Below are 14,484 nucleotides of genomic sequence, written 5' to 3' on the forward strand. Positions count from 1 at the left end.
CTATATAGCTTAGTTATTAGCGTGGGGAAGGTTTTTAAAGGAGTCGCGTATTTGACTTTTTATATGTCTAATGATGCCTTAGGCGCCATTAATGAGGGGAGGAGGGAGGCAATACTTGTGAATTCATTCCTGGGGTCATTAATGGCCTCAATGACGATGTCAGCCATAATCATCGCGCTACCCGACATACTGAGGGGCATTGGTGTCAACCCAATGTCGCCGTTGGGCTTCGCATCAATGATGTGGCTCATGTTCTCATACCCATTAATGGTGGCAGTGGCCGTACCCATAGTGGGTAGGTTATCCGACATGTACGGTAGGGGTAAGATGTTCACGATAGGCGACGCAATATTCACAGTAATGTCCACGCTACTGGGCATAGTACCCGGCTATGGCTCAGTGGCAGTGGCCCAGATGATAGCCTACAGGTTTGTTCAAGGCCTGGGTGGGTCAATGATGTTCACCAACAGCGCCGCCATAATAACGGACGTCTACCCACCCCACAGGAGGGGTGTGGCCATGGGCATAGTTAGCATAGCCTTCAGTGCCGGTAGCATAATAGGGTTGGTGGTTGGTGGTGTGTTGGCTGTGGTTAACTGGAGGCTCGTCTTCCTGGTTAACACTCCAATAGGCATAGCAAGCACCGCATGGGCCTACGTAACGGTATACAGGCTACCACTAGGCCTAAGGAGGGTGAGGGTTGATTACCTAGGCGCATCCATGCTGGCCGCATCGCTGGTCCTACTGCTACTGGGCATAACATTCGGCATGCTACCCTCAGGCAACTCGATGATGAGTTGGGGTAGCCCAATGGTACTTGGGTTAATAGGCGGTGGCCTACTGCTAATGGCACTACTCATACCCGTTGAGATGAGGACTGGGGAGCCGATACTCAAGATTAACCTGTTTAGGATAAGGCCATTCACCTTCGGCGTGTTGAGCGCACTATTCCTCTTCCTAGCCCAAGGCGCCAACGTCTTCGTGCTCTCACTGCTCCTGCAGGCAATATACCTACCAATGCACGGCGTACCGTACTCAGAGACACCGCTACTGGCCGGGATATACCTAATACCGAGCAGCGTAGCCAATGCTGTATTCGCCCCTGTGGGTGGTAGGTTGATTAATAGGTTTGGGGCCAGGGTTGTCTCAACGATAGGTGCCGTATTGCTCGGCGTGAGCTTCGAGTTACTAACCCTACTTTCACTCAACTTCAACTACACGCTGTTCGCGGCTGACCTATTCCTAATGGGTACCGGCTCCGGGCTATTCCAATCGCCAAACCTAGTCTCCATAATGAGCTCCGTACCCCAGGAGGATAGGTCAGCGGCCTCGGGCTTAAGGGCTAGTATGCAGAACATTGGCCTACTAATGAGCTTCGCAGTATTCCTAACCCTAATACTGGTCGGCTCCGCTACAGCCTTATCCACATCAATCAGCAGCGCACTGACTAAGGTTGGCGTACCCAGTGACGTGGTCAGTGAGTTAACCAGGATACCGCCGGCATACGCATTATTCGCAGCATTCATGGGCTACGACCCAATGAAGTTCCTGATGAGCCAGACCGGCGTTGATTTACCAGGCTCAGTATACGCTGCGGTCACCAAGCCCACGTTCTTCCCAAGCGCCATAGCCCCGGCAATGGCCACCGGCTTCATCTATGCCTACCACATAGCGGCGATTATGGCCTTCACGGCGGCCGTTTTCTCGTACCTGAGGGGTAGGGAGCACATAGTGCACCAGGTTAAGTTAATTGAAGGTCAAAGTAATAGTCAAAATGATAAGAAGACTGTGGATTCGGATAATTAATCTGCGAACTCGCCTGTGTTTTCAAGGACCCTATAGCCCGGTATTGAACCTAGCCTCCTCTTAAACTCGTCACTCTTAAGCATGTTTACGAAGACCCTGACGCTGTCCTTACTTAGCTTGCTAACGGGCACCACGAAGTCGTACCTCTCCCAGGCTAGGGGTATGAAGTCTAGCCCATACATCTCAGCCGCGGCCCTAATCCCAACACCGGCGTCTGCCCTACCCTGGGCCACCGCTGCGGCAACAGCCGTGTGTGTCCTGGCCTCGTGGTAGTAGCCCGGTATTGACTTCGTCAAATCCTCAAACTTAACCCCAACCTTGGCCGCATACTCCCTAAGCAGCCTGTCGAAGAGGAACCTGGTCCCAGCCCCCCTATTCCTATTCACAACCCTGAGCTTAAGCCTAACCAGGTCCTCGAAGCCCCTGACCCCCATTGGGTTACCCCTGGGTAGTATTATGCCCTGCTCCCTCATGTAGCCCACCACTAGTTTAACCCTACCCTCACCGTACTTCCTCACAAAGGGTTCATTATACTCGCCCGTCTCCTCATCAACCAGGTGCACACCAGCCACGTCAGCCTCACCCCTAACCGCCGCCTTAAGCCCCTCCAGTGAACCTATGTTAAGCACCTTTGGGGTAACCCAACCAGGGAGTATTGGCAGTAGGGCTGAGTCCAGGGCAACGTCGTGGCTGCCCATTATGTAGAGGTTCGCGGGCCTGTACTGCTGGGTGAATAACTTAACCTCAACCCACTCCCCCTCCTCCAGGAAGTCCCTGTTCTCGGGAATCTCAATGTAACCCTCGGCGTAGGCTAGCGTTGATATCGCCCCTGACTCAGCCGGCAGTGGGTACGCCTTTACGCCATTCTCAGTCTCCACTAGGCTAACTGGGTTAAGTCCCCTCCTCCCCCTAGCCCCCTCAACCCTAACCGCCACCTGGGCCCTAACTGTGGCTTGGCTTAACGTGAGGCACTGCATCTTGGCCAGTATTGGCTTAACAATTATGTTGAATATCATTAATGCACTGCTTGGGTAGCCTGGTAACCCAACTATCAACTTCCCCTCCCTACTAACCGCAACCACGGTTGGCTTACCCGGCTTAACGTTAAGCCCATGAACAATAACCCCAGGTGGGCCGAACCTATCAAGAACCCTGTAGCTTATGTCAAGGGCACCGGCTGATGTGCCACCTGATAGGAGCACTATGTCGGATTTACCTAGGGCACCCTTAATCGCCTCCTCCATCTCAGCCTCATCATCCCTCACAATGCCCATTAAAAACGGTTCGCCGCCAACCTCCCTGACACCATGGGCTATGGTGTACGTGTTTATGTCGTATATCTTACCCATACTTAACGGTGAGCCTGGCTTAACCAACTCATTACCCGTGGATATGATGGCAACCTTAGGCCTCCTGAAGACGGGCACTTTATCAACACCCACGGCCGCTAATACGCCAACCTCCCTCTCCCTTATCAACGTGCACCGCCTTAGGGCAAGTTCACCCATCATTATGTCGGAGCCTGCGGACATTACGTTATCCATGGGCGTCACGGACCTATAGATCGTTAAGTAACCACCCTCAGCCTTAGTGTACTCAACCGGCACCACGGCGTTAGCCCCAGGTGGCAGTGGCGCCCCTGTGGCTATCTCAACGGCGCTCCCACCCTCCACCGTGGGTAACTTTGAGTCACCTGCATTGATGCTTAAGCCACTTAACCTAAGCTTAACCGGGTGCAGTTCATCCGCGCCGAAGGTGTCCTCCGCCCTAAGGGCGAAGCCATCCATGGTGGCCCTGTCGAAGGGTGGTACATCAACCCTGGCGTATACGTCCTCGGCGAGCACCCTCATGTAGGAGTCCTCAAGCGCAACGTACTCAACCTCAGTGCCCTTAACGAAGCTTAGCACGGTTGATAATGCCTCCTCAGGTGTCTTAAGTTCATGGAATATGACCCTCTTGGGCACGGTAGCGAGGAGGTTAAAGGCTCCTTATAAATCATTCCCCCTTAATCAGGGGTGCCTTAGCCAGGTTTGTTAAGCCCACGAGCAGGACCACGATTCCTATGAGGGTGAGTAAACCACCAAGTATAATCACCCCAGCCGCCAGAAGAACCGGAGTCACTGGGGGTGAACCTGGGGAACCATAGATTACGAATATGTATGACATTGAGACCACGGCCAGGATAAGCCCAACCATGGTTGCCAGTGAACCGGCCTTAACAAGCCCATTACCGTAATCCGAACCCAACTTGTATGTTACCGCGAACACGAGGAGCCAACCAGCCAGGTTAATCACAGAGCCTATGACGCTGAACGCTAATGCCGATGCCCTAACTAGTGGGGCTGGGGTCTGCATAATCATGAAACCAGGGACCCCGCTGGTGTATGAGCTCTCCAGTTCCCTAACCTCATAGACAATGCCCACCACTGAGAATGGTATTGAGAGTAACTGCAGGATTGCACCATAGGAGCCCAGCATGTAGATGTCCCTCAGGTTGGCTAATCGCCTAAAGCCAACGTACTCCAGCGATGCCGTTACGGCTATTATAACGGCATTAGCGGCCGTGAAGGCGTATAATGATGACGTAAGCCTGTTCAGGTAATACTGAAGCTGTGGTTGGCTGGCCGTGATACTGACTAAGTAACCTATGAAAAGGGCAACCAGCACAACTGTACCAACTAGGTAAATCAATACGGCGTTTCTCACCATTAAGACACCACTGGCAACACTCATTAATGAATAAAGGCAATGAACTTTTTAAGCTTTATTCTAACTAATAATGTGCTAGACGTCTAGACTCATGAGGACTAGGCCCACGTAACCATAGCCCTCAGCCCAATGCGGAAAGCTTATAACCCATTAGCCCATGAATGTAAACAGGGCCGGTAGTCTAGTCTGGAAGGATGCCCGCCTCGCGCTGCTCCTTGGAGCACTGGATCGCGGGAGATCCCGGGTTCAAATCCCGGCCGGTCCACCATTCAACGCTTAATTACCGGCGCCTGACCCCCTGGGTATGAGCATTGGGTGTAGTGTTGGTGGTGGCGTTTCGCTTATTGAGCTTGCGGATACCTACGGCACACCGCTACTGGTCTATGACCTTAATAGGGTTGAGGCGAATTACAGGGCTTTGGTTGATAATACTGGGGCTAGGGTTTACTACTCAATTAAGGCTAACGGTAACCTAGCCCTGCTTAGGTTTCTAAGGAGCCTGGGAGCTGGGGCTGATGCATCGTCACCCGGTGAAATATACCTGGCCCTGAGGGCTGGGTTTAGGCCAGGGGACATTATGTACACTGGGAGTTTCCTATCCAACACGGAGATTGAGTATGGCATTAGGGCTGGGGTTACGTTTAACTTCGACTCAATTAGGGCCTTTGAGAAGGCACTGGGGCTTGGGTATGAGCCTAGGTTAGTCTTCTTCAGGGTTGACCTGGGCTATGGTAGAGGGTTCACCCATGGCGTTACGCTCGCCGGTGAGGATAGTAAATTCGGCATGTTCATCAACGACGCCATCGAGGCTTACAGGCTGGCCAAACTCAAGGGTGCCGTTGAATACGGTATACACGCAATGATGGGGAGTAACGTGCTTGACGCAGACTACTTCCTTAAAATAGCCAACCTACTTAGGGAGAGTGCCAGGGTTATTGAGGATAAGGTCGGCGTCAAGATAACCCACTACGACATGGGGGGTGGCTTCGGCATACCGTACAAGCCCGGCGAGCCTGAACTGGACTTATCCAAGTTAAGGGGCCTTAGGGGCTACTTCCCAGGTGAGTTAATTATTGAACCGGGTAGGTTCATTGTTGGTAATGCAGGTTACCTGCTTGTGAGGGTTACTGAGGTTAAGAGGAAGGGTAGGAAGACGTATGTGGGTGTTGAGGCGGGTATGAACGTCCTAATTAGGCCAATGCTATACGGGGCCTACCACCACATGGTGAACTGCAGCAACCCAAGTGGGGACGTTGAGGTTGTTGATGTTGTTGGGCCAATATGCGAGAACACGGATAAGCTTGCCGTGGATAGGGAGTTGGCCAGGGTTAGGGAGGGTGACCTATTGGTAATACTGAATGCTGGGGCTTACGTGTACTCAATGAGCAGCAACTACAATGGTAGATTAAGGCCACCTGAGGTTGTGGTCTACGGCAGAAACCACGCCCTGGCTAGGAGGGGTGAGTCGCTAGAGGACTTGGTTAAGGGACAGGAGATACCGTGGTTCATTAAGTGAGCCAGCGGCGCCGTGGATACTAGGCACCCACTAAACCCACAAAAACCTGCCTACCCCTAAGCTTCAGTTGAATGGTGTTGCTGCTCATGCCCACTGATAAGCCTGTTACAAGGTCCTTAACGGTACCATTACCTATATTCAACACCGCTGGGTTAACCCTGACCCTAACCACCTGGTCGCTGTGGGAGTGGTTTATCACGAAGATTAGGCTGTCGCCGCCACTCCTCAGTAGCCTAACCTCAACGTAACCAGGCGTCGTTGAGTCAACCTCGGCGTAGGGTTGAACCTTAGCCATGTTCAAGACGCCGTATATCAACTTATCAACCCCACTACCGGGGCCGAGGTTTTCGTAGGCCAAGCCTATGCTAGTCCCCACGTAGATTGCCTTACCGTTACCGTAATCGTTAACCACTATGGAATTCCTGGTACCATTAACATTGCTAACGCCGATGACTTGCGCCTTGGTGTTAAGCCAGCTAACATAATTAACGCCGGTTATTAAGTCGCCTATGCTCAACCCCGGTATTGAGGGGTTTATGACCCTCAACTCCGCCCTCTCAACACTAACGTAACCCTCCTCGAACCCGCCCAGTACGTCACTGAGCCCGTAGGCCGGGGTTGATGAGTCTATGTAGCCGTCGCTCTTTATTGAACCAAACCTTGAATCCGCTATTAGGTATCCGCCACCGTTAACAAACCTCCTTACTCCTGACGCTGATTGGGGTGTAAGCACGAGTGATGTCGGTGCAATCAACACCTTATACCTACCAACATCACCCCCCTCAACCTGCCTAATGGAGACTACGTCAACGTTGTAGTTCCCGTTGAACAATACCCTATACACACCCAGTATTGCCCTCGACAGTAGGTCGCTGCTGTGTCTTTGGGCTATCCAAAGCCACTTATAGGCCTCAATGTTGTACAGTATGGCGACCTCACCATTGATTAACCTAGCCCTTAGGAAGAGGTCGCCGTACTCGTAAATCACCTTAGCCGCTTCCCCAGCTCTCCTAGCCCTATCCGTCAATGAGCCGTCTGGGTTCACTAGGCCGTATCCACCTGACTCGTAGCCAAGCATCATTGGGTACCAGTGGTATATGTTAATGCCCTTAGCCTCATGGGCCACGGCCTGCCACATCCAGAGTGCCACGTCTTCAGGTGTTACTGGTTCAGCCGCCTTAAAGCCGCCTATGCCTTGCCCAGCCTGCAACTCGCCAATCCAGTACTGCCTACCGTTGGCTGCGGCCGCCGACCTGGCTATGTCAAGCACCAGTGCATCCAACACGTGGTCAACCTTAACCCTACCCGCGTGCTTGGGGTAGAATGAGGTGCCCCAGTAATCCACGACACTGGCCATTTCCCAGTCGTCAGGCTCCCCGAAGAGTGGGTTACCGAAAACTGACGTGCCCCCGTGGCTGTGGCTGGCCACCGGGTGCTCCTTATCAACGCTCTTAACCACCTTAACCCTCCACTCCAAGTCCTCCCTAAGCTTAGCTATATTGAAGGTTAACCAGTCCAGGTTATCCCTGGCGAAGTGCAGTGAGACGAAGCGGGGTGGCTCCACGTCGCCGATGTCCAGGTAGCTCCTATGCCACGCCCTGTTAAGCGCCTTAACGTCACCGTAGGTTAACCTTAACCAGTCCCTGAACCTCCTCTTGGAGTGCTCGCAGTAGCAGTATAACCCACGCCAACCGGTTGGTTGGTAAATCCACTGGATTACGTTGGGCTCACTCCAAAGGTCCCATGCGTAGAAGTTGGGATACCTCACCACCGTTTGAGCCAACCTCCTCAGGAACTCCTCGGCCCTAGCCCTAACCCCAGGGTGGTCTAGGCAGACTCCTGGGCTGCCCTGAGGCATTACCTGGCTCCCTGACTCTGAGACGTAGAGTGAATCCGGGTGAAGCTTGGGTAGCCAGTCTGGGGCGAATTCAAGGTAAACCTGCAGGATGACCCTAAGCCCCACTTCACCGGCAACCCTAAGCAGCAGCTCAACACCACTGAAGTCGTACTCACCGGGCCTTGGCTCCGTATCCCTCCAGTTAACCCAACCCCTAACGTACCTAAACCCAGCATCCCTAATCCTACCCAGGTCCCTCCTAACAACCTCCTCATCGAAGGGTGGGGTTACGCTACCCACCCCATACCAAACCGACACTGGGAAGGACATTGGGTCTCGCTTAGCCTGGAGTTAATATGCGTTGACTGCAATACGTTGCAGCAACCACTTAAATAATAGGGCACCCCAATTGCAACCGTGGGTGGATCCCTTAGCTACTGGAGGGCTTGGATTAACAATGCCCAGGGGTTGCTGAGCAGGATAATGAACACGCAGGCCCAGGGCATAGACAGGGCCAGTGACATAATGGCCAACGCCATTGGCAGCGGCCACGTCTGCTTCCTCTTCGGCTCAGGGCACGCCGCAATACCCGTAATGGAGATGTTCCCCAGGTATGGCTCAACCCTAGGCTTCATACCCATCGTCGACCTGCCGTTGGTCTCATTCCTAAGGATGGTCGGTGACTTGGGCTACCCCCAATTCGACTTCATAGAGAACTCCCCCGAGTACGGGCGTAGGATAATGGAGAACTACAGGGTTCACAGGGAGGACTGCGCCCTAGTCTTCTCACACTCAGGCACGACACCAATATCCGTGGAGGTGGCCATCCAGTTCAAGAATAGGGGTGCCCCGGTGATTGGGGTAACGTCACTGGTCCACGCTAAGTCAGCTAAGCCCAGGCACCCATCCGGCCTAAGGCTCCATGAGGTGGTCGACGTGGTAATAGACACAAGCGTCCCAGCCGGCGACGTATCACTAACCGTGAAGTCAACTGGGGGTGAGCTGCGCATCGGCCCATTATCAACCATCGCCTTCGTAGCCGTGGCGAACGCGCTATTGCTAAGCACAATAGAGAAGCTAATCCTCAGGGGCTATGACGTGGTCACATTCCCCGTGAGGGGCTTTGACCCTGACGCGGACACCAGGATGAGTGAAATACTGAGGAGGCATAGGGAAATCTACGCAAGGCACCTAGCCACCGGTGACTGACCAGGTGCCGGAGGCTGTGGTGGCCGTTGACGTGGGTGGATCCAAGATAGCCTCAGCCGTGGTGACTAGGGGTGGGGTTGTGTTCAACTACAGGGTTCAGGGCATTGATAAGAGGGGTGGGTTACACTCAATGTCACAGTTAATCAACATAATTAGGCTACACATTGAGGAATTGGGTGAGCGGGATTTAATCGGCGTGGGGGTCAGCATCCCCGGCATCGTTAAGGGGGATGGCTCCGTATGGGCACCAAACATAAGGGGTTGGAGGTGGGTTAACCTAGCCTCATTCATAAGGGGCCGGCTTGGCATAGGCAACGTTACGCTGGTTGACGATAGGGTTGCCAACATAGTGGGTGAGCAATGGATGGGTGAGGCTAAGGGGGCTAGGAATGCGGTATCTCTCATACTTGGCACTGGGGTGGCTGCCGGGCTCCTGGTGGATGGGAAGCCAGTGAGCGGTGCTAGCGGGGTCTCCGGCGCAGTTGGCTGGTGGCTGCTTGGGAGGAACACGCCAAGGCGTAGGTCAGCTAGGGGCTTCCTGGAGAGTGAGGTATCTGGCCCGGCATTGTTCAAGAAGACCCGAAGGTACTGCCTGAGGATTCGTGATGAGGGGTGCCTAAGGGCATTGAGCCAATGCAGCCCGGGCGACGCGGAATGCGTATTTAAGGCCTTCGATAACGGCGTGAGTGCCATTGGGGTTGTTTTGAGACGTGAGGCCTCTATAATAGGCGTGGTGGTGGCCAACATAATCAGCATCCTAAACCCTGAGGTCGTAGTGCTCGGCGGTGGCCTTGGTGTTGAGGTTGGGAGGAGGTTCATGGACGTAGTCATAACCACGGCCAGTAAGGTTGCCCAACCATACTCACTTAGGGAGTGCAGGATAACGGTGTCTAAACTGGGCTACCTATCCAACATCTACGGAGCCGCTAAGCTGGTTATTGACACCCATGGGTCTTAGGCCGGGTTACCGCCTTAGCCTCATGAGCACCGCTATGATGGCTATGGCCAGCACCATGGCTGCCAGTAGGCTAAGCAGCACCATGCTGTTTGTGATTGGGAGCGGTGTTGGTGGGCTTGGCCTAGTGTACAACGCCCTAATTGATACATTACCGTTAACAACAACTTTAATAGTCCCGTTGCCAACCATGGCAGCTCCACTACCGCTGACCACCCACCTGCTGAACCTGTATTCCCCAACTACCCCAGGTACCTTTATTATGGCTGTGGAGCCGTTGTAGAGCCTAAGCCTCAAAGACCCTTCAACAGTCTCGTTGATTAGGTTAACGAGGGCGTTGGCGCTCACGGTGATGGGTACCGTTAAGTTACCTGCCGTGGCGGTTACGGTTAGGGTGTAGGTTGGGGGTGGGTTTATGGCTGTGGTTAACCTGTACCATGCTAGGTAAACCCAGGTTGGTACATCACCGGTCCTGCAGGCCCTTAGGGTGGCTGGGCCCCAGTACTTCGTGACGTAGTCCTCGTCTAGGAAGCTCATGTAGTAGTGGTCGCTGTCTATCATGTGCATTATCATCCACTCCACTATTGAGGCGTTGGCACCCAGCCTAGTCCTATTCTGCAGCCAACACTCAAGGGCATCGTTGGCCATGCTCCACATTAACTGCTGGGTTGGCGTTGAGTCCCATATGGCCGCAGTCCCCGCCCAGGTCCGGGGTGGGATGTAGGTTAGGTTGTAGGCCACGCCTGCGAGCTTAACGGCCTGGCTAACGGTAACAGTCTCCAGCACCCCAATGGCCTGGGTCTGGTTGAGGTAGTTAAGCAGGTAGCTGAAGAACAGGGCCGCCAGTGGGGGTGACTTGGACATTATTATCCAGTTCTCCCCATCCGTGGCCACCACGTCTACGCCGCCCGGGTGCTCAATACCCCTAAGAACCAGGTCAACGACCATTAGCCTTGCGTTTAACTCAGCCTGGGCTGGGTTATCCTCGTTGTTGACTGTGAAGGAGAGTAGGTTGCTCATGAAGGTGTCCCTGAACAGGACAATGACCCTGGACCCGTTGACGGTTATGGTGTAGGGTACGTATATGCCGTGCAACTCCCCCTCAGCCCCATTATACTCATACTGCTGGTCAAGGACAACAACCTTAACCCCAGCCCCGGCTAAAAGTGGAACCAATTCATCACTCCACCACATTTCAGGGACCCAGAAGACAGTTGAGTTAACCCCAAGCACAAGCCTGGTCACCTCAACACCCAGCCTAGCATCATCGCTAAGCAACCCAAGCCACTGGGGGCCGAAGTAGGTTACTAGGAAGCCGGCTATTGGGTGGTCGAAGAAGCTTGTGGCCAATTCAACCTGCCCCCTACTTGCCATATCCCTAAACATCCAAATGGTCTCGTTAACCAGCTGCATGTAGGGGTTGGTGGGGCTTAGGGGCGGTGTGTAGGCTAGGCCACTGGGCGTCTGCTCATAAACCCCGTACCTCAACCCATACCACCACTGCCACAGTAGGGGTGGGGACAACTCAACCGTCCAGTGGACCAACGGGTACTGTGAAAGCAGGTAAGCCTGAACATAGTAGACGCCGTAGTTGAAGTATGGCTCAAGTTCACTGGCCCAGACGTGGTAGAAGGCGTATGGGGTACCCGTGTAGACCCCACTGGGCGTGTAGCCAGTCCCCTGGTGGTCGTGGAAGAAGAACGCCACGTAAACCCCATCAGCCGGCTTGGAGACCGCAATGAGGCTAATAGCCCAAGCCTCAGCCCCATTGACCATTAACGTTGCCTTAACCAGGTATGCACCCGGTTGCACTGGAGCCGTGAAGCTAACGTTGAATTTACTGGTGCCTGGGGTCACCGTGACGTTGATCACCCTTGACCAAGCCAACTCACCACTAGCCGAGTACAACTGCCCAAGGTCACTTATCAACTCACCGCCAAGGTACGTGAGGGTTAGGTTCAGGGTAGCCTCAACGGGCTGGTTTAGGCTACTGGTCACGTTAACGAGCACCAGGCCCCGCATCCCTGGCAGGTAAACCACCCTATCCGTGCCTACCCATAGGCTAAACTGTGACTGTTGGACAAGGCCCTCGCAGGCTTCGTAGAGTGAGGTTAGGTTGACCTCGGTTAGCTGGCTCTCGTTAAATGGCCCACCGTAAACCAGCGCCACGAAGGACACTGAGCCACCTGGCTCAAGGAGGAACTGGGGGTACTCCACCCTAACCTCAAGGCCGTTGAAGTCGGACTCAAGCCAAACACTGTAGGTTACGTTCAGGGGCTTGATGGCTAACACTAGGCCACCTGGGTGGATTGGGTTGATTATGGCAACCCACTGGAGGTCCGGTGCACTGTACCTAACCCAATTCTGCCAATCACCAGGCCCCCATAGGTAAACCTGCCCACCGTTGGCGTAGGCCTGGTAATCATGATCCACCGTGGACCCGACAACCCCTGTGTCGGCTAGGGTGTAGCCTATTGGGGCCCAGTTGGGCGTTGGGTTGAGTGCAATGGGCCCCCTGTTGATTATCCTCGAGACCCATAGGAAGTAGTACCTACCCCAGCAGAAGACCAGGTACTTAACCACCGTTAGGTTAACCCCACCCAACTGCTCATCATTAGTGACGTTTAGTGTGAATTCCAGCACCGCCATGGAGCCGTTGTTGAAGACTAGCCTATAGCCCCATTCACTGGTGGCTAAGGTACCAGGCCAATCCTCAGCAGGTATCCAATCGTAGAGTGGGTAGGAGTGGCTGAGGGCGCCCCTCGGCGGTGAGTATGCCGCCAATTGGCCATTGTTTGAGTATATTAGCCAGTTTGAAACCCTAACACCCCTCAGGTCTATGGTTATCAGGGCCACCCCAACGTTAACGCTAACCGAGCCCTCACCCCTTATAACGCTTATCGACCCATTACCAGGGCACCCCATGAATTGGGCGTACTGGTCAACCCAGCCAGGCAACCCCTGGGCTTGGGCAACCAGTATGTGTGATGATGTAATGATTACTAGAGCCAGTAGTAGAATTTCAATGAACCTCATTAAACAAATGCATGCAATACCGTTTAATAAGCTTTACTTAACTGGGCCAGGTCCAGGAATAACCCTAACCATGCCTCACTGGGCGCCAAGCATCCTGGCGACATCGTATATCAGCGATGGCCTCCAGTAAACCATGCCACGCTCCCTGACAACACCCACCACCCAAACCACGAAGAACACCAAACCCACTAAGTAACCCAATATCCTAACTAGCATTAGCAGAGGCCATATAGGCGCCACAATCATTGAAAGTACAATAAGCACAATGTCCGTCACTATGATCACTAGGCCAAAGGCCAGGCTAAGGTAGGACCAGTGCTTAACGTAGTTGGAGTTAGGTCTCATTATCAGGCCTATTACCCCACCAGCCAGCGGTATAACCCAGGCTATCAACCCCCAATTCAACTCATCATCAGTAACCTGAGACATGGATTAACATAAAGACCCGCATTTATAAACATTGTGGTTTACATTTACCCACAGAGAGCCCATAACGCAATCAACACCCAGGGCACCGCTTAACTGCTCATTGCAGTTTGGGCTGTCAGAGTCGTGATAATATTAATACTGGCATTATTGGATTGATGATGCCGCTACCCTTTGTTGTTGATTGCGTTAGGTGGGGTGTCGGCTTGTCGGAGTTTTGGAGTGGTAGAGTAGCGATAATATTAATATTATCGTGACTCTGCCGCTCCAAAACCCAAGGCAACTGCTTAGCCCCATAAATCACGGTAACTGGTCAATTAAGCACATTATACAGGAACGTAAAACTAACATTAACATTACCACGACTCTGACAGCCCAAAATTCAACGACCTCCCGGTACCTTTAGATCATGGCATGATTGGTATAGGTTAGGCGATGGTGTTTTAAGTTAAAGCCTGGTAACTAATAGGATATCTCATTAGTGAGGAGTAAGGTAGTGGTGAACAAGATATGGAGGAAGAGGTAACGGGTAAAAGTATGCATAACCCTAAGATTTCAATAGCTAACTTTAACCGGTATATTAAGGCTAAGCTAGGGTGGCTATGAGGTTTTGAAATAGGCGTTTTATTCATGGGGGCTTAGCGTTAAGTTAGGTGATGTTAGTGTTAATTACATCGTTACTTCCAGTTAGCTTGTACGGTGCAATGGAGTTATGGGATGGTGGAAGCTATGGCTACTGAGGTTACTTAAACCGAGGCTAACTGAGGGAAAGCTTCATAGAGAATACCCTGGAGGTAGGCATATTTCCCAGTGGGCTCAGGCCTGTGAATTTCACTGAGATTATAATATCACTGGGCAAGTCGTACATTGACCTGGGGACATGTTTAACGATGAGTTCCTGGGCTTAATGCTATTCGGTAGTTGGGCCATGGGGAGCTAGAGAGAATGGTGATGTTAATACGCTAGCCCCCTTCAATAGCCTGATGTAAC

Annotated in this window: 9 protein-coding genes and 1 tRNA gene; 5 read left to right on the plus strand and 5 right to left on the minus strand. The window is 52.9% G+C overall.

Annotation, left to right across the window (positions count from 1 at the left end; all coding sequences use genetic code 11):
* Positions 1 to 63: 63 nt before the first annotated feature.
* Complete coding sequence (locus AAX04_RS09105; RefSeq protein ID WP_066797234.1) at positions 64 to 1,806, plus strand: MFS transporter; 1,743 nt, start codon at positions 64 to 66, stop codon at positions 1,804 to 1,806.
* On the opposite strand, the gene AAX04_RS09110 is transcribed toward AAX04_RS09105, so the two are convergent.
* Positions 1,803 to 3,770, minus strand: a complete 1,968-nt coding sequence (locus AAX04_RS09110; RefSeq protein WP_066797237.1) for a molybdopterin biosynthesis protein — start codon at positions 3,768 to 3,770, stop codon at positions 1,803 to 1,805. The two genes, AAX04_RS09105 and AAX04_RS09110, sit on opposite strands and share 4 nt — an antisense overlap.
* A 31-nt stretch (positions 3,771 to 3,801) precedes the next feature.
* Positions 3,802 to 4,539, minus strand: coding sequence for a DUF973 family protein (locus tag AAX04_RS09115; protein WP_066797246.1), 738 nt, complete (start codon positions 4,537 to 4,539; stop codon positions 3,802 to 3,804).
* Between the two features lie 146 nt (positions 4,540 to 4,685).
* Here AAX04_RS09115 and AAX04_RS09120 point away from each other — a divergent pair.
* A tRNA-Ala gene (locus AAX04_RS09120) sits at positions 4,686 to 4,783 on the plus strand.
* Positions 4,784 to 4,819: 36 nt separating this feature from the next.
* Positions 4,820 to 6,031: a diaminopimelate decarboxylase gene (gene lysA / locus AAX04_RS09125; RefSeq protein ID WP_066797249.1), complete on the plus strand. Its 1,212-nt coding sequence runs from the start codon at positions 4,820 to 4,822 to the stop codon at positions 6,029 to 6,031.
* A 19-nt stretch (positions 6,032 to 6,050) separates the two neighbouring features.
* Here the strand turns inward: lysA and AAX04_RS09130 are convergent, their stop codons facing one another.
* Positions 6,051 to 8,198, minus strand: a complete 2,148-nt coding sequence (locus tag AAX04_RS09130; RefSeq protein ID WP_066797252.1) for a beta-galactosidase — start codon at positions 8,196 to 8,198, stop codon at positions 6,051 to 6,053.
* Between the two features lie 87 nt (positions 8,199 to 8,285).
* Here AAX04_RS09130 and AAX04_RS09135 point away from each other — a divergent pair, with 87 nt between their 5' ends.
* Together AAX04_RS09135 and AAX04_RS09140 are read left to right on the plus strand one after the other, a co-directional pair.
* Positions 8,286 to 9,077, plus strand: coding sequence for a sugar isomerase domain-containing protein (locus AAX04_RS09135; RefSeq protein ID WP_066797255.1), 792 nt, complete (start codon positions 8,286 to 8,288; stop codon positions 9,075 to 9,077).
* A 4-nt stretch (positions 9,078 to 9,081) separates the two neighbouring features.
* Complete coding sequence (locus tag AAX04_RS09140) at positions 9,082 to 10,035, plus strand: ROK family protein (RefSeq protein ID WP_162270128.1); 954 nt, start codon at positions 9,082 to 9,084, stop codon at positions 10,033 to 10,035.
* A 6-nt stretch (positions 10,036 to 10,041) separates the two neighbouring features.
* Here AAX04_RS09140 and AAX04_RS09145 read toward each other — a convergent pair whose 3' ends face one another.
* Positions 10,042 to 13,068, minus strand: coding sequence for a hypothetical protein (locus AAX04_RS09145; RefSeq protein ID WP_066797260.1), 3,027 nt, complete (start codon positions 13,066 to 13,068; stop codon positions 10,042 to 10,044).
* 75 nt (positions 13,069 to 13,143) lie between these two features.
* Positions 13,144 to 13,497: a hypothetical protein gene (locus tag AAX04_RS09150; protein ID WP_066797262.1), complete on the minus strand. Its 354-nt coding sequence runs from the start codon at positions 13,495 to 13,497 to the stop codon at positions 13,144 to 13,146.
* Between the last annotated feature and the right edge of the window lie 987 nt (positions 13,498 to 14,484).

The sequence above is a fragment of the Caldivirga sp. MU80 genome (genome assembly GCF_001663375.1).
In the GTDB taxonomy this organism is placed as follows: Archaea; Thermoproteota; Thermoprotei; order Thermoproteales; family Thermocladiaceae; genus Caldivirga.